At 41.1% G+C, this 22242-nt stretch carries 25 protein-coding genes; 19 read left to right on the top strand and 6 right to left on the bottom strand.

The window, feature by feature from the left end; translation table 11 throughout:
- Positions 1-9: 9 nt before the first annotated feature.
- From CSV79_RS13550 to CSV79_RS13535, 4 genes are all read right to left on the bottom strand, one after another.
- Positions 10-195 carry a hypothetical protein gene (locus tag CSV79_RS13550; RefSeq protein WP_099689597.1) on the bottom strand — a complete coding sequence of 62 codons (186 nt, stop codon included), beginning with the start codon at positions 193-195 and terminating at the stop codon, positions 10-12.
- Positions 196-280: 85 nt separating this feature from the next.
- The gene (locus CSV79_RS13545) at positions 281-844 is read right to left on the bottom strand and encodes an HTH-type transcriptional regulator Hpr (protein WP_099689596.1); all 564 of its coding nucleotides are present in this window, start codon (positions 842-844) and stop codon (positions 281-283) included.
- A 200-nt stretch (positions 845-1044) separates the two neighbouring features.
- Positions 1045-1401: a YtxH domain-containing protein gene (locus CSV79_RS13540; protein ID WP_099689595.1), complete on the bottom strand. Its 357-nt coding sequence runs from the start codon at positions 1399-1401 to the stop codon at positions 1045-1047.
- A gap of 302 nt (positions 1402-1703) precedes the next feature.
- Positions 1704-2129: an HIT family protein gene (locus CSV79_RS13535; protein WP_099689594.1), complete on the bottom strand. Its 426-nt coding sequence runs from the start codon at positions 2127-2129 to the stop codon at positions 1704-1706.
- A 120-nt stretch (positions 2130-2249) separates the two neighbouring features.
- Between CSV79_RS13535 and CSV79_RS13530 the strand changes: the two genes are divergently transcribed.
- From CSV79_RS13530 to CSV79_RS13505, 7 genes are all read left to right on the top strand, one after another.
- Positions 2250-2996 (top strand): ABC transporter ATP-binding protein, encoded by a 747-nt coding sequence (locus CSV79_RS13530; RefSeq protein ID WP_099689593.1) that lies wholly within the window; start codon positions 2250-2252, stop codon positions 2994-2996.
- Entirely contained in the window at positions 2980-4191 is a 1212-nt protein-coding gene (locus CSV79_RS13525; RefSeq protein ID WP_099689592.1) for an ABC transporter permease, read from the top strand. The genes CSV79_RS13530 and CSV79_RS13525 overlap by 17 nt, the downstream gene beginning before the upstream one ends.
- A 170-nt stretch (positions 4192-4361) precedes the next feature.
- A complete protein-coding gene (locus CSV79_RS13520) occupies positions 4362-4625 on the top strand; it encodes an IDEAL domain-containing protein (protein ID WP_099689591.1) in 264 nt (87 codons plus the stop codon).
- A 55-nt stretch (positions 4626-4680) separates the two neighbouring features.
- Positions 4681-4812 carry a hypothetical protein gene (locus CSV79_RS17335; protein WP_255407454.1) on the top strand — a complete coding sequence of 44 codons (132 nt, stop codon included), beginning with the start codon at positions 4681-4683 and terminating at the stop codon, positions 4810-4812.
- Between the two features lie 35 nt (positions 4813-4847).
- On the top strand, positions 4848-6830 hold the full coding sequence (gene uvrB / locus CSV79_RS13515; protein WP_099689590.1) for an excinuclease ABC subunit UvrB: 1983 nt from the start codon (positions 4848-4850) through the stop codon (positions 6828-6830).
- A 7-nt stretch (positions 6831-6837) separates the two neighbouring features.
- Positions 6838-9705 carry an excinuclease ABC subunit UvrA gene (gene uvrA / locus CSV79_RS13510; protein WP_099689589.1) on the top strand — a complete coding sequence of 956 codons (2868 nt, stop codon included), beginning with the start codon at positions 6838-6840 and terminating at the stop codon, positions 9703-9705.
- Positions 9706-9786: 81 nt separating this feature from the next.
- Positions 9787-10872 carry a DUF4097 family beta strand repeat-containing protein gene (locus CSV79_RS13505; RefSeq protein ID WP_158232546.1) on the top strand — a complete coding sequence of 362 codons (1086 nt, stop codon included), beginning with the start codon at positions 9787-9789 and terminating at the stop codon, positions 10870-10872.
- A gap of 57 nt (positions 10873-10929) precedes the next feature.
- Here the strand turns inward: CSV79_RS13505 and CSV79_RS13500 are convergent, their stop codons facing one another.
- The gene (locus CSV79_RS13500; RefSeq protein ID WP_099689587.1) at positions 10930-11481 is read right to left on the bottom strand and encodes an N-acetylmuramoyl-L-alanine amidase family protein; all 552 of its coding nucleotides are present in this window, start codon (positions 11479-11481) and stop codon (positions 10930-10932) included.
- Between the two features lie 140 nt (positions 11482-11621).
- On the opposite strand from CSV79_RS13500, the gene hprK reads away from it, so the two are divergent.
- The 12 genes from hprK (at position 11622) to CSV79_RS13440 (ending at position 22089) form a co-directional block, all read left to right on the top strand.
- Positions 11622-12572 (top strand): HPr(Ser) kinase/phosphatase, encoded by a 951-nt coding sequence (gene hprK / locus CSV79_RS13495; protein WP_099689586.1) that lies wholly within the window; start codon positions 11622-11624, stop codon positions 12570-12572.
- Positions 12573-13394 (top strand): prolipoprotein diacylglyceryl transferase, encoded by an 822-nt coding sequence (gene lgt / locus CSV79_RS13490; RefSeq protein ID WP_099689585.1) that lies wholly within the window; start codon positions 12573-12575, stop codon positions 13392-13394.
- Entirely contained in the window at positions 13375-14337 is a 963-nt protein-coding gene (locus CSV79_RS13485; protein ID WP_233201458.1) for a nucleoside recognition domain-containing protein, read from the top strand. The genes lgt and CSV79_RS13485 overlap by 20 nt, the downstream gene beginning before the upstream one ends.
- Entirely contained in the window at positions 14330-14986 is a 657-nt protein-coding gene (gene ppaX / locus CSV79_RS13480; RefSeq protein ID WP_099689584.1) for a pyrophosphatase PpaX, read from the top strand. Before CSV79_RS13485 ends, ppaX begins: the two co-directional genes overlap by 8 nt.
- Positions 14983-15504: an acyltransferase gene (locus CSV79_RS13475; RefSeq protein ID WP_099689583.1), complete on the top strand. Its 522-nt coding sequence runs from the start codon at positions 14983-14985 to the stop codon at positions 15502-15504. The genes ppaX and CSV79_RS13475 overlap by 4 nt, the downstream gene beginning before the upstream one ends.
- A gap of 90 nt (positions 15505-15594) precedes the next feature.
- On the top strand, positions 15595-17121 hold the full coding sequence (locus CSV79_RS13470) for a tetratricopeptide repeat protein (RefSeq protein WP_099689582.1): 1527 nt from the start codon (positions 15595-15597) through the stop codon (positions 17119-17121).
- 105 nt (positions 17122-17226) lie between these two features.
- Positions 17227-18177: a thioredoxin-disulfide reductase gene (gene trxB, locus CSV79_RS13465; protein WP_099689581.1), complete on the top strand. Its 951-nt coding sequence runs from the start codon at positions 17227-17229 to the stop codon at positions 18175-18177.
- Between the two features lie 296 nt (positions 18178-18473).
- Positions 18474-18950, top strand: a complete 477-nt coding sequence (locus CSV79_RS13460) for an 8-oxo-dGTP diphosphatase (RefSeq protein ID WP_099689580.1) — start codon at positions 18474-18476, stop codon at positions 18948-18950.
- A gap of 5 nt (positions 18951-18955) precedes the next feature.
- On the top strand, positions 18956-19843 hold the full coding sequence (gene rapZ / locus CSV79_RS13455; RefSeq protein WP_099689579.1) for an RNase adapter RapZ: 888 nt from the start codon (positions 18956-18958) through the stop codon (positions 19841-19843).
- A gap of 7 nt (positions 19844-19850) precedes the next feature.
- Positions 19851-20813, top strand: coding sequence for a gluconeogenesis factor YvcK family protein (locus tag CSV79_RS13450; RefSeq protein WP_099689606.1), 963 nt, complete (start codon positions 19851-19853; stop codon positions 20811-20813).
- A 41-nt stretch (positions 20814-20854) separates the two neighbouring features.
- On the top strand, positions 20855-21787 hold the full coding sequence (gene whiA, locus CSV79_RS13445) for a DNA-binding protein WhiA (protein ID WP_099689578.1): 933 nt from the start codon (positions 20855-20857) through the stop codon (positions 21785-21787).
- A 47-nt stretch (positions 21788-21834) separates the two neighbouring features.
- On the top strand, positions 21835-22089 hold the full coding sequence (locus CSV79_RS13440; protein ID WP_099689577.1) for an HPr family phosphocarrier protein: 255 nt from the start codon (positions 21835-21837) through the stop codon (positions 22087-22089).
- A gap of 56 nt (positions 22090-22145) precedes the next feature.
- Here CSV79_RS13440 and CSV79_RS17460 read toward each other — a convergent pair.
- The coding region (locus CSV79_RS17460; protein ID WP_369824980.1) for an IS3 family transposase at positions 22146-22242 on the bottom strand (97 nt) is incomplete at its 5' end.

Genomic DNA, 22242 nt, shown 5'->3' with positions numbered 1-22242 from the left:
CATAATCTTTTAAGCGCTGAAGAATACTTCCACATATAAAGACAAAATGAGGATCGTAATAAGGATATTGACTGTCCGATAAATCTTTGGCTGTTTTTCTTCTGGAATCTCCTTAGATTGGCAAAGCGCAAATGTCATTTTGTTAATTTGATAAAGATAAAATAGTGAAAAAAGAATGGTAATCGTGAGAACCATGGTAGACCTCCTCTTCATCTGTCTGTACTATCATAGCAGAATATGTGAACAAAAGGAAAAAACCGAGTCGTAAATGATTGGCTTTTTAGTTTTTTACTTGTAGCTTTTGAAGGTAATCATTCTGATCTTCGTATGTTTTTTCGATGTTCTGAAAACCGCGCTCGAAAATATCCATGAAGTCGTCTCCATAAATATTACGTAAGACGGTCATCACTTCAAGGAATTCAGGGAATTTTCCATAGATCTCGCGAATAGGTAAGGAGCCTTGAAGAACACTGTAATCCGCATTGTGGTAGTTCGCATTCATTTCAATCAGAAGGTCTTTACCTTTGTCTGTTACCGTCACATATGTATTCCGGCGATCATCATTTTTCTTGGAAAAGTAAAGGAGTTCGCGTTGCTCTAGCTTTTTGGAGAAGTTAAATGCTGTAGAGACATGCATCACACCAAATTTCGCAATGTCTGAAATGGTGGCGCCTTCTAGGTGGTAGGCAATCCATAAAATATGGTGCTCATTAATATTTAACTCATAAGGTTTAATCCATTGCTGCCAATCTTTTTCAACTGCTTTCCATAATGCTTTGGACATTTGGGCGACGCGTTGATTAAAGATCATAGCATCTTTACGTGAAAAATTTTGCTCTGCCATCAGGGCACCCGCTTTCTTTCAATCTTTTTATTTATTATACCAAAAAAGCAACAAATAGAAAAGACGGAATAATAAAATAATTGAGACTGTGTGTAAGTGACTACAGAATACCGTCTATAGCTATGACAATATTCTGCAGCCTTTTCTTACACGTTGATTAGCAAGGTGATTGACTTAATGCAATGAAGTGCAGGAAATCATTAGCGAGTGCTGAATGATTTTTCGAGATCTTCAAGTGCTGTTTGGATCGCAGATATTTCTTTTTCTAGTCGTTTCTTATTGTGCTGGGCGGAACGCTTCCAGTCCTCTACAGAGTCTTTCATCCCTTGTACAGTCTCTGGAACTATCTCTTTTGCTTCTTCTGATAAATCGGTAACAGATTCTTTAAGGTCTGCTACTTTACCTTTTACGTCTTTCAATTTATCTTTCATTTCAAGTGATGCGGATTTAACGCTCGAGCGCAATTCGCTACCTGGTTGTGGAGTAGAGTACAGCACGGCAATAGCTGAAGTCACAGCACCTGCTGCAAGGCCAATAAAAAATGTAGACGCTTTCATGAAGAAAACACTCCTTTTTTAGATTATTATATTATTAAAGCATGCAACCTGCGGATGGGCAATAGAGATTGAAAAATTATTATTAGAGCTAAAGTATTATCTTGGATTAAGTACTAAAAACAAAAGAATGGGGTAGTGGAAAGTACACCGTTTTGCTACGTTCCAGGCGAACGCGTTCCGGAGGGCCCGCGGTAAGCCAACCTTAAAACCAATGCTCCTGACGCTTCGCTTTAACGAACATAAGCGCAACTCTGCTGTAAGTCTGTGACTATTTACAGAATGAACGGTTTTCCTTTAAACATTCACCCTTGTAAACTTTTTTTAATACTACCTGCTATTTCAGAGATGACTTCCATTGGGAACTGCTCTACTTTTGAATTGAAGTCTACATGCAAGCCGTCCGACTTATCGTAGCGAGGGATGAAGTGCATGTGGAAATGGAATACGGTTTGGCCCGCGAATGAGCCGTTATTTTGTAAGAGATTCAAGCCTACAGGTTGGAACTCTTCTTTTAAGGCATTGGCAATTCTCGGTGCTGCTTTAAATAAATTAGCAGCTTCCTCTTCTGTTAACTCATACAAATTTTCACGGTGCGTTTTAGGAATTAAAAGTACATGGCCCTTTGTTACAGGCATAATATCCATGAAGGCGATGACGTGCTCATCTTCATACACTTTTTCACCTGGGATCGTTCCTTCTACAATTTTGCAGAAAATACATGAGGTCATTTCTACACTTCCTTTCATGTTTGGATGTATTGTAGCATATTTTCTGATAGTTAACGAAGGCAGAGAAAGCAATTTTACAAATTCTTTGCTAAAATGAAGAGGAAGATTGGGGGAAATATAATGGCAATCCTAGAACTAGAACACGTAACAGGTGGGTATACGCGCAAGCCAGTTTTGCACGATCTTTCATTCAAGATTGAAGAAGGTGAATTGGTTGGCTTGATCGGACTAAATGGTGCAGGTAAAAGTACAACAATCAAGCATATTATTGGTGTAATGAATCCTCTGCAAGGTACGATCACGATTGATGGTGCGACGTTTAGCGATAAGGCACATTATCGGCAGTCATTCAGTTATATTCCAGAAACTCCTGTGCTATACGAAGAGTTGACATTGCAGGAACATTTGGAACTGACAGCGATGGCTTACGGATTGGACAAGCAACAGTTCGAAATTCGTACAGAGCAGTTACTAAAAGAGTTTCGTATGGAAAAACGTCTAAAATGGTTTCCAGCTCACTTCTCCAAGGGTATGCGACAAAAAGTCATGATTATGTGTGCATTTCTCGTAGAACCGAAATTATATATTATTGATGAACCATTCGTTGGGTTGGATCCACTAGCGATCCGTGCGTTACTTGATCAAATCATCGAGCGTAAAAATGCGGGTGCGTCGATTTTAATGTCCACACACGTTTTGGCGACGGCAGAGAAGTATTGTGATCGTATTATCTTGCTACATGAAGGTCGTGTGCGTGCAAATGGGACAATGGATGATTTGCGCAAAGCATTCGGACGTCCAGGCGCTACATTGGATGATTTATATATTGCAATGACTGAGGAATCTGATAATGAACAGTATGCATGATATTTGGGGCCAACGCTTCTTTCATTATGTCAATGAATTACAGAAATATATGCGCTATGTATTTACAGGGCATTTGGCTATCGTTTTCATGTTCGCAATCGGGGCTGGCGGGTATGCGTATAGTGAATGGCTGAAAGAAGTACCCCTAAACTTTCCTTCCGTATGGATCGTAGCAATCGTCCTTTCGCTTCTTCTAATGAAAGCCGCTCCGACGACGTTGTTGAAGCCTGCGGATATCGTTTACTTCTTGCCGCTAGAAGATCAATTACCGAATTATATGAGACGCTCTTTAACATGGTCGACGTTTTCACAATTGCCGTTGCCGTTGATTGCGATGATCGTAGCATTGCCTTTGTTGAAGGCGACTGAAGTTGGTACAAGCATTGAGTATCTATTGGTCATCTTGCTGATCATTGCATTAAAAGGCGTGTATGTACGAACGGAATTTAATGTGCGAATAGCTAATGATGAATTTATCTGGCCAGATCGAGTTCTTCGTTTGGCACTTGCGTTTTTAGTCATTTATTGCGGCTTTTTATGGAGTCCAGCGGTCTTTTTAGTAGGCATTATAGTAGCTATTCTCTACGCGAAATTTTGGGAGAAGAAGGCGAGGCAATTTCCATTTCCATACGAGCAGTTTATCGAATTGGAACAAAATCGCATGATGCGTTTCTACCGATTTGCTAATTACTTCACAGAAGTACCGCATTTGGTTGGCTCTGTGAGTAAGCGGAGTTGGTTAACATTCGCTATGAAACGTGCGACATTCAAGCGTCGTGATGTGCAGTCTTATTTAGTCGTACGAACGTTTATTAGAACAGACGACACGTTTTGGCTCTGGCTGAGACTTACCACACTATCCGCTTTAGGTGCGTTTCTAATTCCGTTACCCATCGTTTCTTTCATCTTCGTCGGTGCCCTGGCATTTGCGACGGCTGTGCAGCTTATCCTAGCATTAGAAGGTGGAGTCGAATTCACTATGGATCAGCTGTATCCGGAAGAACAAGAAAAATCTCAGAATAAAGCTGTTCGCTCACTAGTTAGAAAGTTGATTTGGCTACAAGCAGTCATCCTCTTACTAGCTGCCTTGCCGCTTTACGGATTAAGTCTTATACCTATGCTAATTGCGCTTATTGCATTGATTATAGGAGAAGCCACGATTCGTTTAACTCAGGAGCGAACAACTGAGTTTTGATGCTAGTCTTCGAATCTAGAATCAGTGACTGAATTATCTGAATATATATACCTAGTCAACAGCGGATCGGTTGCGTAGAAGTAATTCAAAAGTTCGAATAGTTAGATTTATAGTTGCAATTCATGTCTCGTTGCATATATAATTACTAAAAGGTATCAGGGGTGAGAGAGATGAACAATAACAACTCATATGCTGAATTTTTAAAGGCCGTAGGGAATAACAGTACTTCTCTCCAGGCTGAAAAGCTGTTGAACGAAATTTATTGGGATCTGTTTCTGCAACACATTCACAGAGAGCAAACGCAAGCCCGTATCATGAGCCTTATCGACGACGCTTTGGATCGCAATGACAAAGAAGCATTTGACAACTACACAAAACAACTAATCGAGCTTTCAGAAGAGCAAGAATATCATCTTGAAATTAAAACAAACTAGCAAAAAACACTGCACATACTTCCTGTGCAGTGTTTTTTTGTCGTAGGAGGAGGGAATGGAACAGGAAGGAACCATTCTAGGCGGACGCGTTTCTTTAAATTACGATAAGTATTATAAAACACATAACATAATTTTAAAACGTACGTTCGTTAAATCTTTAGAAAAAGCGCTTGCTGTGGTAAAATAGAATGACTAGGTGTTTAAGAATAGGAGTGGAAGCAATTGAACGAAACATTTCAATTACAGGCACCATATACACCACAAGGAGATCAGCCAAAAGCGATTGCAAGCCTTGTTGGAGGCCTAAGAGAAGGTAAGAAACATCAAACATTACTGGGCGCCACAGGAACAGGGAAAACGTTCACTGTTTCTAATGTCCTTACAGAAATTAATAAACCTACATTGGTCATTGCACATAATAAAACATTGGCCGGTCAATTATATAGCGAGTTCAAAGAGTTTTTTCCGGATAATGCAGTAGAATACTTCGTTAGTTTCTATGACTTCTATCAACCAGAAGCCTACGTACCGCAAACGGACACATATATCGAAAAGGATTCTTCTATCAATGATGAAATCGATAAACTTCGGCACTCCGCCACAAGTTCATTATTCGAACGAAATGACGTCCTCATTGTAGCATCGGTATCTTGTATTTATGGTCTTGGTTCACCGGAAGAATATAACGAAATGGTCTATTCATTGCGTACAGGTATGGAAGTCCCGCGTAACGACTTATTGCGCAAACTAGTGGACATTCAATATGAACGCAATGACATCAATTTCACGCGTGGTACATTCCGTGTAAGAGGGGATGTAGTTGAAGTCTTCCCAGTCGCCCGCGATGAGCGATGCATTCGACTAGAATTTTTCGGAGATGAAATCGAGCGGATTCGTGAAGTGGACGCGTTGACCGGAGAAGTTATTGGGGATCGTGATCATGTAGCGATCTTCCCAGGTTCCCACTTTGTTACGCGCGAAGAGAAATTACTAAAAGCGATAGACAATATAGAAATGGAATTGGAGCAACAACTAAAGTATTTGCGTGAAAACGATAAATTACTAGAAGCGCAACGGTTAGAACAGCGAACGCGCTATGATCTAGAAATGATGCGAGAAATGGGATTCTGTTCTGGTATTGAAAACTATTCTAGACACTTAACGCTACGTGAAGCGGGGGCAACACCGTATACGTTATTGGATTATTTTCCCGACGACTTTTTAATCGTAGTCGATGAAAGTCACGTCTCGTTGCCACAGATTCGCGGAATGTATAACGGGGACCAAGCGCGTAAGAAAGTGTTAGTGGAACACGGTTTCCGCTTACCATCTGCACTAGATAACCGCCCTTTAATGTTCGAAGAGTTTGAAAAGCATATTAGTCAGGCAATGTATATTTCTGCAACACCTGGGCCTTATGAAATCGAGCATACGGATAAGATGGTAGAGCAAATCATTCGTCCGACGGGTTTACTAGATCCAGAAATTGAAGTGCGTCCAATTGAAGGGCAAATTGATGACTTATTGGATGAAATTCAATTGCGTATTGAGCGTAATGAACGGGTATTAATTACGACACTCACAAAGAAAATGTCCGAAGACTTGACGGATTACCTGAAAGATATAGGTATCAAAGTGCAGTATCTTCATTCTGACGTGAAGACACTTGAACGGACGGAAATTATTCGAGAATTACGCCTAGGTACGTATGATGTGCTCATTGGTATTAACTTATTGCGAGAAGGAATCGACATACCGGAAGTTTCGTTAGTTGCAATTTTAGATGCGGATAAAGAAGGATTCTTACGTTCAGAACGTGCGTTAATTCAAACGATTGGTCGATCCGCGCGGAATTCAGAAGGTCGTGTCATTATGTACGCTGATAAAATGACTGATTCGATGACCAAAGCGATTAGTGAAACTGCGCGTCGTCGTGAAATTCAGATGGCTTATAATATAGAACATCATATTACACCGAAAACGATTAACAAACCGATTCGTGAAGTAATCCGTGCGACAAAAGTTGCGGAAGAAACAGAGTCTTATTTGCAACGAATTACAGAAGGCAAGAAGCTTACGAAAGACGATAGGGAATTATTGCTTGTGAAGTTGGAAAAAGAGATGAAGGAAGCAGCGAAAGCCCTAGACTTCGAAAGGGCTGCCGAGTTACGCGACACGGTCATAGAACTGAAGGCAGAAAGGTAGAGTCCTAATGAAAAATAAAGAACTAATAATACAAGGAGCGAGAGCCCATAACTTGAAAGACATTACAGTCAAGATTCCGCGTGACCAATTGGTTGTAATTACGGGTCTATCAGGATCGGGTAAATCTTCACTTGCTTTTGATACAATTTACGCGGAAGGGCAACGACGCTATGTAGAATCATTGTCTGCCTACGCTCGTCAATTCCTTGGACAAATGGACAAACCAGATGTTGATTCAATTGAAGGATTGTCTCCTGCGATTTCAATTGATCAAAAGACAACAAGTAAAAATCCACGGTCCACAGTTGGTACCGTGACGGAGATTTACGATTATTTACGCTTATTATATGCTCGAGTAGGAAAACCTTTCTGTCCGATTCATGGGATTGAAATATCAACACAAACAGTCGAGCAAATGGTTGATCGTGTAGTAGAACTTCCGGAGCGTACAAGAATTCAAATTTTGGCACCGATTATTTCGCAACGTAAAGGGACACATGCAAAGTTAATAGAAGATATTAAGAAGCAAGGCTATGTACGCGTGAGAGTCAATGGAGAGACGATGGATTTAGATGACAATATTGATCTAAACAAAAATAAGAAACATACGATTGAAATCGTCATTGACCGGATTGTGATGAAAGAAGGAGTGGAAACGCGTCTTAGTGATTCACTGGAATCCGCGTTACGTCTAGCCGACGGAAATGTCATCGTGGATGTCATCGGAGAAGAAGAATTATTTTTCAGTGAGCATCATGCGTGTCCGATGTGCGGATTTTCTATTGGTGAGCTAGAACCGCGGATGTTTTCATTTAACAGTCCATTCGGCGCTTGTCCGGAATGTGATGGCCTTGGGATGAAACTTGAAGTAGATCCGGAATTGGTTATTCCCAATCCACAACTAACACTGAAAGAGCATGCGATTGCCCCTTGGGAACCGACTAGTTCGCAATATTATCCCGAATTGTTAGCGACGGTTGCGAGTCATTATAATATTGATATGGATGTACCGGTTAGTGATTTAGCGAATGAAGATGTGGAAAAGTTGTTGAAGGGTTCTAGCAAAGAAAAAATCCACTTCCGCTATACGAATGAATTCGGTAATACGCGCGACAGTAATATATATTTTGAAGGTGTGTTGCGTAATATAGAACGACGCTATCATGAAACATCTTCTGATTATATCCGTGAACAAATGGGTAAATATATGACCGAACGGCCGTGTCCTTCTTGTGATGGCTATCGATTGAAGACAGAATCACTTTCGGTAGTAGTCGAAGGGCAACATATCGGGAAAATTACGGAACGTTCAATTGTGGAAACTGTCAAGTTCTTTGATCAATTGAAGCTATCTGAGAAAGATGCACAAATTGCTGATATGATTTTAAAAGAAATTTCAGAACGCTTAGGATTTTTGATTAATGTTGGATTGGATTATTTAAACTTATCACGCGCAGCGGGCACATTATCCGGTGGGGAGGCACAGCGAATTCGTTTAGCTACTCAAATCGGATCGCGTCTGACAGGTGTGTTATATATTTTAGATGAGCCGTCAATCGGTTTGCATCAACGGGATAATGATCGCCTCATTGGGACGCTTCAGAGCATGCGGGATATTGGCAATACATTAATTGTTGTCGAGCATGATGAAGATACGATGATGGCGGCGGATTATTTAATCGATATTGGTCCGGGTGCAGGTGTAGCAGGCGGAGAAATTGTCGCTGCCGGAACACCAGTGAAAGTGATGAAGAATAAGAAATCATTGACTGGACAATATTTAAGTGGAAAGAAATTCATACCACTGCCTGTTGCACGCAGACTAAAAGATGAGCGCAGTATTATTGTCAAAGGTGCAGCGGAAAATAATCTGAAGCATATTGACGCGGAATTCCCTTTAGGACAATTTATCGCAGTGACGGGTGTTTCTGGTTCAGGGAAAAGTACGTTAGTGAATGAAATATTGCATAAAACTTTAGCGCAGAAACTCAATCGCTCGAAACAAAAACCAGGCAAGTTTGATTCTGTCACTGGAATCGAACATCTAGAGAAAGTCATCGATATCGACCAGTCGCCGATTGGACGGACACCAAGATCAAATCCAGCAACCTATACAGGTGTCTTTGATGATATTCGTGATGTCTTTGCGATGACCAATGAAGCGAAAGTGCGTGGCTACAAAAAAGGGCGATTCAGTTTCAACGTCAAAGGCGGTCGCTGTGAAGCGTGTCGTGGCGATGGTATTATTAAAATTGAGATGCACTTCTTACCAGACGTTTACGTACCGTGTGAAGTGTGTCACGGTAAACGATATAATCGCGAGACGTTAGAAGTCGTCTATAAAGGAAAAAATATTGCCGATGTTTTAGCGATGACAGTGGAAGATGCGGTCGTGTTTTTCGAGAACATCCCGAAAATCCATCGCAAGTTGCAAACAATTGTAGATGTAGGTCTCGGCTATGTGCAACTAGGACAACCAGCAACGACGCTGTCTGGTGGAGAAGCACAGCGAGTCAAATTAGCGTCAGAACTGCATAAACGTTCGACCGGTAAATCATTCTATATTTTAGATGAACCGACAACAGGGCTTCACGTTCATGATATTGCGAAATTGCTAGAAGTGTTACAGCGACTAGTAGAGGGTGGTAATACGGTACTCGTGATCGAACATAATTTAGATGTAATCAAGACTGTGGATCATATTATCGATATTGGACCTGAAGGTGGAGACAAAGGTGGAGAGATTGTTGCTACCGGAACACCGGAAGAGATTGCAGAAGTGAAAGAATCCTATACTGGAAAGTATTTGCATTCTATTCTTGAAAGAGATCGCAATCGTATGAAAGAGCAGATTAAGAAAACAGTAAAAAAATAAGCAAATGAAACTTTTCTCGTGCACAACCGTATAAATAAATATGAAAAGAACGGATTGTTCAAAATGAGGAGGAATCGCGACATGCAAAACGAACGCATACGAATACTTACTTTGCTTGAAGAAGGAAAAATTACAGCGGATGAAGCGTTGAAACTATTAGAAGCTATCGGTAAAGATTCTAAGTCCACAGTGGAAGACGAGAAAACGTCAGCGGATGACTTTTTCGAAGATATCCGTAAAGAATTCATGACAGCGGGCAATCGTTTCATGCACTTTATGGATACAGCAGTTCATCGTGTGAAGGAATTTGATTTTGAAGCACCTTTCAGCAAATCTGTAGCTTTTACGCATATAGAGAAAAAGCCGGCAGAAGACATTGAGGATCTTATTATCCATATCGATCACGGAGCGGTAGAAGTGCATCCATCAGAAGATGATGAGATTACAGCAAAGTTTTCTGTTAAGCATTTCAACAATGATTCTGAAGCAGGGGCGTTAAGTCAGTTCCTAGATAAATTATTGTTCGTAAAAGATGGCAAGAAATTGCGAATCAGCAGTGACTTGAAAATGTTGCAAGTAAATCTTCAACTATATGTACCGACTAAACTGTATGGTAAGTTATCTGTTCGTTTATTGAACGGTGGCTGTTCGATTGAAGGGATCCAGTGTAATGAGTTACGCATCAAAACAGCGAATGGGAAAATTGAATGTGCAGATATCAAATTTGACGAGGCAGAAATTCAAACAGCAAATGGTATGGTGCGTTTACTAAAAGTACAAGGCAATAAACTAGAGACGGAAACATTGAATGGCCGTGTCTATGTGGATGGTGAGTTGGTCGATATTGAAGCAAAATCATTAAATGGTAACGTTGCATTGACTACTACTTCAGCTAAGGCTAGAAGTTTGGATGCGAAATCCATCAGCGGTGCAGTTGAGCTTTATTTCCCTTCTTCTTTAGCGGTTAAAGGGGAAATTACATCCAATATGGGTAAGCTTGACTTACAGCTAAAGGATGTTTCGCGTGTAGAAGAACAAGAGCAATTTTTACACCGTACGATTCGTTTCAGTAAAACGGGTGAAACTGAAGAACGGGCACCTATCACGATTATCGGTGAGTCTAAAACAGGTTCTGTGATGGTTCGCTATAACTCCGTTGAAATATAAGAAATAACACTACACACCTTCCCTACCACTGATTTAAGTGGTAGGGAAGGTGTGTTTTTACTTCGTGTATAACCAACAAAGGATGCCAAATGTTAATGCACGTGCACATTGTAACTGATAGTCTTTGTTTTGCAGTAAATCGGCTTCTGTTTGATTGGACATGAAGCCGCACTCGGCAAGAATAGCGGGCATATGAGTATCTCTCAACACAGCGAAATCTGCTTTTTTAACTCCTCGATCGACACGTTTACAAGCGGCAATCAACGCGCTTTGTACAGAGGAGGCGAGCACGGCTGAACTTTTACTAGCTTGCGGATAAATATACGTCTCAATTCCTTGCGCTTGATGCCAGCCTTCGCCGTAAGCGTTCGCGTGAATCGATACAAAGGCGTCTGCACGCAATCGATTAGCAGCTGCGGTTCGTTCGCGTAACGGAACGTCTCGTGAAGTGTCGTGTGTATAGTGCACGTCGATTCCTTGGGCGCTTAAAAACCTCCCCACCCACTCAGCTACTACAACATTAAAATGAAATTCACGAAGTTTGCCGTCAGGTGTTCGCTTGCCAGGTGTTTCTGGACCATGGCCCGCGTCAAGAATTATTAGTGTCAATTTTGTCCACTCTCCTTTATCCTCTATATAGGCGAAGTTTCGAAAAAGAAGACGAGGAGCAATCCATTTCTTTTCTTTACCTTCATGTTAAAATAAAAAATAGACGAATAGCATATGTAACGTAGAAAGCGGGGAACTTTATGAATGAACTAACAGTGGAAGATATTATGAATCGATTCGGATTAGAATTGATTGCAGGACACGGTGGAATTCACCGACAAGTACATATGAGCGATATTTCAAGACCAGGTCTTGAGATGGCTGGTTACTTTGATTATTATCCGTATGAACGCGTACAATTAATTGGTCGCAAAGAAATGTCGTTTTTGGAAACGTTACCAGCGATTACGCGAAGAAAAAGATTGGAACGACTTTGCTCAAAAGATACACCAGCTTTTATTATCGCACACGGTGAAGAAGGGCCGAAAGAGCTTGGCCAATTAGCGGATGAGAAAAACATTCCTGTGTTGCGCACAGATTTCAAGACGACGCAATTCTCAGGTATGTTGACGAATTACTTGGTCGGTCAGTTGGCGCCGATGACGACAGTTCACGGTGTGTTAGTGGATGTCTATGGTGTAGGGGTTTTAATCACAGGTGGCAGTGGGGTTGGGAAAAGTGAGACAGCTTTAGAACTCATTAAAAAAGGGCATAGACTCGTTGCGGATGATTCAGTAGAAATTCGTCAAGTGTCTGAAAACGTCTTGATCGGAACGTCTCCCAAGTTGCTAAAACATATGCTGGAGATTCGCGGTGTAGGCATCATTGATTTGATGACATTATTTGGTGCGAGTTCAGTGAAAGCTGATAAGCGTGTATTATTAGTAGTGGATTTGGAAATTTGGGATGAAAAAAAGCATTATGATCGTCTTGGAATCGATGAGGAAAAAATAGAAATATTGAATTCCCAAATTACGAAATTATCCGTACCAGTTAGACCGGGACGAAATATTGCTGTCATTATTGAAGTAGCGGCAATGGATTACCGAATGAAGCGTCTAGGTCACAATGCGGCTGAGGAATTTACGAAGCGTTTAGATCAAGCTATCGCAGACAACGCGGAATTACTAGAAGAAGAGGGGCGCGACTAAGTGAATGTATCTTTACTAGCAATTAATCCTGTCGCCATTAGTATAGGCAGCTTAGAAGTCCGTTGGTACGGTATTTTAATCGCTTTAGGGATTGTTTTAGGATTTATGGTAGTGCAAAGGGAAATGCTGAAAAGAGACATGCATCCAGACTTTCTAACCGATTTGCTCATTTGGGCCATTCCGATTGCCATTATCAGTGCACGGATTTATTACGTTATCTTCACTTGGGATTTCTATCGGGAGCATCCTGAACAGATCATCCAGATTTGGAATGGCGGAATTGCGATACATGGTGCGCTGATCGGTGCAGTAATTACAGCGGCAATCTTTTGTAAAAAGCGCGGCGTGTCATTTTGGAAAGTGGCGGATATTACCGCGCCCGGTTTGTTGATCGGTCAAATTATCGGTCGATGGGGCAATTTTATGAACCAAGAAGCACACGGTGGGCCAGTTTCGGAAGCGTTTAAGGAAAATACGATGATACCAGATTGGATTATGAATCAAATGACGATTGACGGCATCACATACCATCCGACATTTTTATATGAGTCGCTGTGGAATGTCGTTGGGCTAATTTTGATTTTGGTCATTCGACGTGCAGTGAAGATGAAACGTGGAGAAGTGTTTTTATTTTACGTCATCTGGTATTCCATCGGTCGTTTCTTTATAGAAGGCATGCGGACGGATAGTTTGTATGTAATCGGAAGTTTGCGTGCAGCGCAGTTAGTTTCTGTAACGGGTGTTGTGATTGGAATTGCGATGATACTCTATCGTCGATATGTCATGAAAGTGAAAGAAAGTTATGATGACAAACGTAAATAAGATTTCGTTAGCGAGCACGCTACGTAGTGGTTTGCAGGTTGGATTAAAAACATCATGGTCGCTAGGGAAAATTATATTTCCTATTACATTACTCATTACGATGTTGCAGTTCACACCTATTCTTCCTTGGCTAGTAGAGTTAGTTGCTCCAATTATGCATTTGTTTGGTTTGCGTGGTGAAGCAGCGGTTCCCATCGTGCTCGGAAATACGTTGAACTTATATGCAGGGATAGCGGGGATTATTTCGTTAGAATTGACAGTCAAAGAAGTGTTTATCATAGCTGTAATGATCAGCTTTGCGCATAATTTATTTATCGAGACGGCTGTAGCGTTGAAAGTCGGCGTGAAGTTATGGCTAGTAATTGCAGTTAGACTAGGTTTGGCAATGATGGCGGGTATACTAATCAATCTGTTTTGGACAGGCGGATCTGAAATTGCGCAATATGGTTTGACTCCGCAAGCACAAGTTGTCCCAGAAGGATTTTGGCAATTATTCCTCCTTGGTGCGGAGAAAGCAGCGTTTGGTGTATTGCAGTTAGCGATAATCGTCATTCCATTGATGGTCTTTGTACAATTTATTAAAGACAGAAATTATTTAGAGCGTTTTTCAAAAGGTGTATCACCGTTTACGAAGTTAATTGGAGTGAAACCAAATGCATCCATGACACTCGTTGCAGGATTATTAATTGGTCTTGCCTATGGAGCTGGTGTGATGATTCAGGCGGTTCAGGAAGATGGTGTTTCCAAACGCGATATTACATTGGCCTTTATATTCTTAATGGCATGTCACGCGGTAATTGAGGATACACTATTATTCTTACCACTTGGCATTCCACTTTTGCCACTATTGATCATTCGACTGGTAACAGCCATTGTATTGACTGTTACAGTCAGTATCCTTTGGAAACAGCCGAGAGAGAAGGAGGAGACCGTTTTTGACTAAACAGCCTATTACTACATTATTATTTGATTTTGATGGAACGTTAGCAGATACCAATGAATTAATCATCTCTTCTTTCCGCCACGTTCTGGACGAACATTTTCCAGGGCGATACGAACGATCAGATATTTTGCCGTTTATCGGACCGACATTGCATGAAACTTTTTCATCAATAGCATTCGACAAGACAGAGCAATTGATTCATGAGTATCGTGAATGGAATATAGCGAATCATGATGCAATCGTTACGGAATTTGAGGGCGTGACAGAAACTCTTCGTCAATTGCACGCGCAAGGTGTGAAAATGGCTGTCGTCTCCACTAAGAAGCGTGATATGGTCGAGAGAGGATTAAACTTATTAGGGATTACAAAGTACTTTGAGACGGTCATTGGACTGGATGATATAACGAATCCAAAACCCAATCCGGAGCCTTTAGTGCTTGCTTTAAAACGTCTAGACAGCACACCGGAAGAAGCTTTAATGATAGGGGACAACTTCCATGACATTTTAGGTGGACAAAATGCAGGCGTGCGAACAGCTGCGGTTGCTTGGGCGTTAAAAGGGGAAGAATATTTGCAAACGTTTAAGCCGACTTTCATGCTGCAACATATGTCTGATCTCCTTTCATTGGTTGGGGGAGAGAGACTATGAGACGCACGGAGCGGTATCCATCTAAAGGGGAAGCGAATTCCCTTTGGCATATTTACCGTACGGTGTCGATTTTCAAAGTAGCCAAAAATTTTATCTTCATCCAAATCGCGCGTTACACACCGTTCGTTTCTTGGAAAAACGTCTTATACCGACTGTTTCTTCGAATGAATGTAGGAAAACATACGGCTTTTGCGTTAATGGTCGTACCGGACGTCATGTTTCCCGAGCGGATATCTGTTGGTGATAACTCGATTATCGGTTTCAATTCCACCATTTTGGCGCACGAATACTTAATCGATGAATACCGTATTGGAGACGTAGAAATCGGTAGCAACGTACTGATTGGGGCCAATACAACGATTTTGCCAGGTGTGAAAATTGGGGATGGTGCGATAGTTTCTGCTGCATCACTTGTCAATCGTGATATTCCTGCAGGTTGCTTTGCGGGTGGTAATCCGGTACGCATCATTTATTCGGCAGAGGAAATGCAATTGCGTGCTGCAAAAGAAGACAAATGAATGACGTGTGTAGTAGTTGTGTTATAATAGAATGAAGATTGCAGAGAGGAACGTCTAGAACGTTCCTCTTACTTTTTCGGAGGAGTTCGATTGGAAAAATATCAAAGGTTTAATAAAAATAAAATTATATCGTTTTTGCCGGATGGGGATTTCTATCGTAAACGCGCCATGCAAGCGATGCAGCGTGAGCAGTTTTCGGATGCAGAGAAATATTATAAACGCGCATTGGAACTGAATCCAGGCGATGCACTAACTCATATGGAGTATGGTGTATTTATCATGGAAGTTGGTCGTTTTGAAGATGCCTATGAACTGCTAAAGAAAGCGGATCAAATAGAACCGGAAAATGAAGAAACTACATTCTATTTAGCTGAAGTCCATGCCCACCTTGGCTTGTTGCGCGAAGCAAAAAAGTATGCGTTGAAGTATATTGGTTTAGCTCCTGAAGGCTTTTTTGTAGAGGAAGCACATGAAATTTCAGAGTTCGCAGATCAAGAAGAAATGTTTCTTGAAGAAAGCGAAGATGTAGACGGAGAAGTATTAATCATGCAGGAAAAGGCCCGACGCATGATGGAAGATGGGAATTTTGAAGAAGCAATTGACGTATTAGAAGGATTGCTTTTAGATTATCCAAAAACGTGGGCAGTCCACAATAACTTGGCATTGGCATATTTCTATATCGGCAAAGAAAAGCATGCGGAAGACATTTTGTATGATGTATTGCGTGAAGAGAAAGGCAATATTCATGCGCTATGTAATTTGGCTGTCTTTTTTTACTATGGTCGTGAAGAGGAAAAGCTCCAAAGCATGATGGAACTTTTGTCAAAAATCAAGCCGTATCAATTTGAGCACCGCTACAAACTAGGTGCGACATTTGCTTTGACGGGACGTTATGAAGAAGCCTATCACTGGCTACGCAGCCTACAAAAGCGAGGATTCCAAGGTGATGTAGGCTATTATTTCTGGTTAGCAAACGCTGCTTATTTCACAGGACATCGCAAAGTGGCGGAGCAGGCGTATGAGACGTTACTTGAAATGGATCCTTCAAAAGAAGGGTTTGAACCTTGGAAGTCGATTGAAGATCATTTGAATCCTGATTCCTATGAAGAGGACGTTACATTTTTAATTAAGAAGATTTCAAGTCCTTACCGGAGTGATAGAATGCTCGGTTTGTATTTATTAGGGAAATCATCACATATGCAAGAAATCCTATCACACCCAGGCTATATAAATATGGAAGAGTTAAGCGCAGCAGAGCAGTTGTTTTTAGCACACAGTTTGGACTATGCGTTCATTGCAGAAAATACGTTTGAGAAAGCTTTGGAAAAAGCACTTGCTATTTGCGACTTGCTGTATGAACAATATCAGCCATTAGACGAACAAGGGACACAGTTGTTCCAGATGTGGTTTGCTTTATGTGAAAATGCATTAAGTCAAGACTATGCTTTTAGTAATCCGAAAGCACTTGCCGCCTCTGCTGATTATATATTCCAAACTTCACGCAATGAGCATGTGACAAAGAAAGCGGTAGCTGAGAAATATAGTGTATCCGTAGCGACGTTGACGAAGTATTCTCAGGAATTGATCGCGTATTTGCCCGAACCAACTGATGAATGATGAAGAGTATGTTGCATTTAAGTTGAATTTCTCTCGAATTTCTACTACGATTTCATTATAGTAATCAAACAAAGAACAATCGAAAAATGAGGGGGAAAGAATAACATGTCAGAAGATAAAATTTATGACGTAATTATTGTAGGTGCAGGTCCAGCAGGTATGACAGCGGCTGTTTATACAGCACGTGGAAATATGTCTACGCTAATGCTAGAAAGAGGTGTACCAGGCGGCCAGATGGCTAATACAGAAGAAATCGAGAACTATCCAGCTTTCGAAACTATTCTAGGTCCTGACCTTTCGACTAAAATGTTCGATCATGCAAAGCGTTTCGGTGCAGAATATGCATATGGAGATGTGACGAAGATTGAAGACGGACGTGAATTTAAAACAATTCATGTAGGTGCCAAGAGCTATAAAGCGCGCGCGATTATTTTGACGACAGGTGCAGAATACCGCAAGATGGGAATCCCGGGCGAAGCAGAATTAACGGGCCGCGGTGTCAGCTACTGTGCAGTTTGTGACGGTGCGTTCTTCCGTAATAAGGAGATTGTTGTTATTGGTGGAGGAGACTCCGCTGTTGAAGAAGGTACGTACTTAACTCGTTTTGCAAATAAAGTAACGATCATTCACCGACGAGATGAATTACGTGCTCAAAAAATCGTTCAAGAGCGTGCATTTTCGAATGAAAAGATTGACTTCATTTGGAATACAACGGTTAAGCAAGTGAATGAAAAAGACGGCAAGATCGGTTCAATCACACTCGTATCAACGGAAGACGGTTCAGAGCGCGAGATGGAAACTGAGGGGATGTTCGTTTATATCGGTCTGGATCCATTGACAGAGCCTTTCAAAGATCTTGGAATTTTGGACGACAACGGTTATATCGAAACGAATGATATTATGGAAACAAAAATTCCAGGAATCTACGCTGCGGGAGACGTACGTGAGAAGTTATTGCGTCAAGTCGTAACAGCAACAGGCGACGGAAGTATTGCTGCACAAGCGGCTCAAAAGTATATTGAAGAATTGATGGACGAAGCAGAAGCCAAGGCATAATATCTATGTAGTGAAGGATTTAAGTCAAAAGCTGAATATCCCACGTGCTAACTTCAGGAGTAAACACTAGTGAAGCCAAGTGCAAGGCGGCGACCCTCGAAACACGTCCGCCCGGAATGCAGCGAAAAGGTATACTACTACGTACCATTTACCGACATTCCAGCTCACAAGTGTAACAATATAGCAACAATGTGGCTATTTGCGGTATAAACTTCCGTAAATAGCCACCTTTTTTTATCGTTTTTCAAGAAAGCATTGTATACTAGTAATACATACGTGAAAAGTGGGGACTACCTATGCAAAAAATTGCTAATTTACTCGTTGTGAAAGACGGTCAAGTACTCTTGCTGAAGAAGCCAAGACGTGGTTGGTATGTTGCGCCCGGTGGCAAGATTGACGAAGGTGAATCTGTATACGAGGCCGCTGTCCGTGAATTTATCGAAGAAACTGGCGCACAGCCGATCAAACCGCATCTAAAGGGAATTTATACTATGATGATCATGGATGATGAAGGGCAACAATTATTGAATGAATGGCTACTATTTACATTCATTGCACATGATTATTCAGGTGAGTTATTGAAGACAACCGTCGAAGGTGAGCTCGAATGGCATCCGCTGGAAAGTTTGCATACGCTACCAATGGCAGAAGGCGACCGTTCGAATTTACTCTTTGCAGTTAATGAACTTGGTACACAGTACGGAACGTTTTATTATACAGAGAAATTCCGCTTATTGCGTGAATCACTACAACAATCAACGGAAGGTGAATAAAAATAATGGAGCAACCAAAAAATTCAAATGAATATGAAGTTGTGATTATAACGGGCATGTCGGGTGCAGGTAAAACTGTCGCTATGCAATGCTTCGAAGATATGGGCTTTTACTGTATCGATAATTTACCTCCCGAATTATTTGTAACGTTCCTGGATTTAATGATGAAGTCCGATAATCAAATGAGACGAATCGCGGCGGTTATGGATACACGTGGCGGAAGTTTATTTGACTCATTAATAACAGCGCTTGAAGGTTTATTCAAGATAGAAGATGTTAAAACGAGCTTGTTATTCTTGGATTCAAATGATGAAACACTCGTTAAGCGTTATAAAGAAACGCGTCGTTCACACCCTTTATCTGAAGGCGGCGTGTTGCTAGAAGGAATACGAAAAGAACGTATTTTACTGACAGAGCTAAAAGGATTATCACGTTCAATTATTGATACATCTCATTTAAAGCCAAAGCAATTACGTGAAAAAATTACAAGTGTATTTGCCGAAGCGGGAGAGCCGAATTTCACACTGAACTTTGTATCATTTGGTTTCAAACACGGAATGCCGATTGATGCAGATGTCGTATTTGACGTCAGATTTTTACCTAACCCATTTTATTTGGAAGAATTGCGTCCACTAACAGGCTTGAATTCGGAAGTATCGGAATATGTGCTAAAGTGGAGCGATACGAAGGTATTAATTGAAAAATTGACGGATTTATTTAAGTTTTTAATTCCGCAGTACAAACAAGAAGGTAAAGGTCAAGCCGTCATCGCTTTTGGATGTACAGGCGGACAGCACCGTTCCGTAACGCTTGCTGAATACTTTACAGGTATTTTCCAAGAGGAGTACCCGACTCAAGTTTCACATCGGGACGTTGAAAAAAGAAAGGGTTGACAGTCATATGCAATCCACTGGCGTGAAACGCGTAGTCGTGTTCGGGGGCGGGACGGGGCTTTCTAATATTATTCGCGGCCTCAAGCGTTATCCGATAGGTTTAACAGCGATTGTGACTGTAGCAGATGATGGTGGCAGTTCTGGCCGTTTATTCGACCAATATGACATCCCGCCACCCGGGGATATCAGACAGGTTATGGCAGCGCTTTCAGATGTGGAGCCGCTGATTGAGAAAATGTTCCAGTATCGCTTCGAAGGATCGGATGATTTAAAAGGACATTCTCTTGGGAATTTGATGCTCACCGCGTTAACGGAGATTACGGGAGATTTTGCCCGTGCCGTTGAACAAATGGGTGTTGTGCTCAATATTAAAGGGAAAGTATTACCTGCAGCAAATCAGCGGATTACCTTGCATGCGGAACTTGAAGATGGTTCAATTATTACAGGTGAATCAAAAATACCTCTCTATGGGAGAAAAATACGCAATGTCTTTATTACTCCGCAAGATGTAAAACCATTACCAGAAACCGCGAATACGATAAAAAATGCAGATTTAATCGTTTTTGGTCCCGGAAGTCTGTATACTAGTACTTTGCCTACTATTTTGGTGAAGGATATTCGAAATGCTGTTCTAGAGAGTTCTGCGAAAAAAGTATATATAGGGAATTTGACAACGCAGCGAGGAGAAACCTATCATTATACTGCTTCTGAGCACGTTCAGGCACTTTATGACCACGCGGGGGAACCTTTCCTTGACGCCGTCTTAGTAAATGACACTGAAGCGTTTAGACGTACTTACGGAATTGATGAAAATTCGGAACCGTGGTTAGTCGAAAATGATTTGCGGCAGTTACACATGTTAGTTCCGGAAGTATTTGTTCAAGAGATTGCTACAATTATGAATGGGAATATCGTTCACAAAACAATGGATGTGGCAGATGTATTAATCAGGTATATAGAAAGAACGTAGAAGGCGTATAGATATGAAAATCGCCGAAAAGGGGGAATATCATGTCTTTTGCATCTAAAACTAAAAAAGAGCTTACGCAAATTGAAGCGGACGATTGCTGTACGAAAGCTGAAATTGCAGCCTTTATCCGTATGAATGGCGTCATGTCTTTTTCAAATAAACAATTGAGTCTCGATGTTCAAACAGAAAACGCGGCAATAGCCCGACGACTTTATTCTAATTTAAAAAAGTTGTATCATTATAAAGTAGAGTTACTTGTTCGGAAGAAAATGCGTTTGAAGAAAAACAATGTCTATATTTGTCGTATTCGAGATGGCGCAAAGGATCTCTTGGAAACGCTGTCCATCATAACGCATGACTTTCAGATGATTAATCGAATCGAACCACAGCTCATTCGTGATGAGTGCTGTGCACGCGCATACTTACGGGGAGCTTTCCTTGCAGGTGGTTCCGTAAATAATCCTGAGACTTCATCGTATCATTTGGAGGTTTTCTCAAGTTATCAAGAACATAGCCAGTCACTGGTCGAGTTGATGAATCGCTATCAGCTGAATGCTAAGTCGATTGAACGAAAAAAAGGGTTTATTGCTTATTTGAAAGAAGCGGAAAAAATCTCTGATTTCCTTGGAATCATTGGGGCACACGTCTCCCTTATGAAGTTTGAGGATGTTCGAATCATGCGAGACATGCGAAATAGTGTAAACCGATTGGTGAATTGTGAAACCGCCAACCTAAATAAAACGATTGGTGCTGCACAAAGACAAGTAGAAAATATTAAGCTGATTGAACAGACAATCGGGCTAGACCAACTTCCGGACCGCCTACAAGAAATTGCTCAATTACGTGTAGATTATCAAGATGTTACGTTAAAAGAGTTAGGCGAATTAGTAACAGGCACACCGGTCAGTAAATCCGGGGTCAATCATCGGTTACGAAAGATTGAAGAAATTGCAGAGCGATTGCGTGGAAACTAAAGAATAGTAGATCCTTCTGAAGAAGAGGAAGAAAAGGAGCATACGATATGGTAGAAAAAACAGTAAAAGTAGGTATTAAACCGGGGTTACAAGCAAGACAGGCAGCTTTATTTGTACAAGAAGCGAATAAATACACTGCGGATATCTATTTGAAGAAAGATAATCGTCAAGTAAATGCAAAGAGCATCATGGGAATCATGAGCCTTGCGATCGCGAAAGGCACTGAAATTACATTGATGACCGATGGAATTGATGAGGACTTAGCCCTTCAGAACTTATCTGAGTTAGTAGAAGCTGAATAATAAAAACCGATTCTCCTTTTAAACTGTACCCTTTGTAAAGGACAATTAAAAAAAGCCTATGCTAGTTGTTGAAGTTGCTGCCTGTATTTTGCAGGCGGCAACTTTTTTAAATTCCATTGCCCACGATAATGATTGTAGTACGTCATATACCTT

It is taken from the genome of Sporosarcina sp. P13, from assembly GCF_002743055.1.
GTDB lineage: Bacteria > Bacillota > Bacilli > Bacillales_A > Planococcaceae > Sporosarcina.
The sequence above is the reverse complement of the archived record's forward strand: the minus strand, read 5'-3'. Positions and strand labels throughout refer to the sequence as shown.

Excerpts from the sequence above, each read along its gene's own strand:
- trxB (WP_099689581.1), top strand. The coding sequence starts at position 17,227 with ATGTCAGAAGATAAAATTTATGACGTAATTATTGTAGGTGCAGGTCCA.
- whiA (WP_099689578.1), top strand. The coding sequence starts at position 20,855 with ATGTCTTTTGCATCTAAAACTAAAAAAGAGCTTACGCAAATTGAAGCG.
- CSV79_RS13520 (WP_099689591.1), top strand. The coding sequence starts at position 4,362 with ATGAACAATAACAACTCATATGCTGAATTTTTAAAGGCCGTAGGGAAT.
- CSV79_RS13525 (WP_099689592.1), top strand. The coding sequence starts at position 2,980 with ATGAACAGTATGCATGATATTTGGGGCCAACGCTTCTTTCATTATGTC.
- CSV79_RS13550 (WP_099689597.1), bottom strand. The coding sequence starts at position 195 with ATGGTTCTCACGATTACCATTCTTTTTTCACTATTTTATCTTTATCAA.
- CSV79_RS13505 (WP_158232546.1), top strand. The coding sequence starts at position 9,787 with ATGCAAAACGAACGCATACGAATACTTACTTTGCTTGAAGAAGGAAAA.
- hprK (WP_099689586.1), top strand. The coding sequence starts at position 11,622 with ATGAATGAACTAACAGTGGAAGATATTATGAATCGATTCGGATTAGAA.
- rapZ (WP_099689579.1), top strand. The coding sequence starts at position 18,956 with ATGGAGCAACCAAAAAATTCAAATGAATATGAAGTTGTGATTATAACG.
- CSV79_RS13460 (WP_099689580.1), top strand. The coding sequence starts at position 18,474 with ATGCAAAAAATTGCTAATTTACTCGTTGTGAAAGACGGTCAAGTACTC.
- CSV79_RS13545 (WP_099689596.1), bottom strand. The coding sequence starts at position 844 with ATGGCAGAGCAAAATTTTTCACGTAAAGATGCTATGATCTTTAATCAA.
- CSV79_RS13535 (WP_099689594.1), bottom strand. The coding sequence starts at position 2,129 with ATGACCTCATGTATTTTCTGCAAAATTGTAGAAGGAACGATCCCAGGT.
- CSV79_RS13530 (WP_099689593.1), top strand. The coding sequence starts at position 2,250 with ATGGCAATCCTAGAACTAGAACACGTAACAGGTGGGTATACGCGCAAG.
- CSV79_RS13485 (WP_233201458.1), top strand. The coding sequence starts at position 13,375 with ATGATGACAAACGTAAATAAGATTTCGTTAGCGAGCACGCTACGTAGT.
- CSV79_RS17335 (WP_255407454.1), top strand. The coding sequence starts at position 4,681 with ATGGAACAGGAAGGAACCATTCTAGGCGGACGCGTTTCTTTAAATTAC.
- CSV79_RS13440 (WP_099689577.1), top strand. The coding sequence starts at position 21,835 with ATGGTAGAAAAAACAGTAAAAGTAGGTATTAAACCGGGGTTACAAGCA.
- CSV79_RS13475 (WP_099689583.1), top strand. The coding sequence starts at position 14,983 with ATGAGACGCACGGAGCGGTATCCATCTAAAGGGGAAGCGAATTCCCTT.
- CSV79_RS13540 (WP_099689595.1), bottom strand. The coding sequence starts at position 1,401 with ATGAAAGCGTCTACATTTTTTATTGGCCTTGCAGCAGGTGCTGTGACT.
- uvrA (WP_099689589.1), top strand. The coding sequence starts at position 6,838 with ATGAAAAATAAAGAACTAATAATACAAGGAGCGAGAGCCCATAACTTG.
- CSV79_RS13450 (WP_099689606.1), top strand. The coding sequence starts at position 19,851 with ATGCAATCCACTGGCGTGAAACGCGTAGTCGTGTTCGGGGGCGGGACG.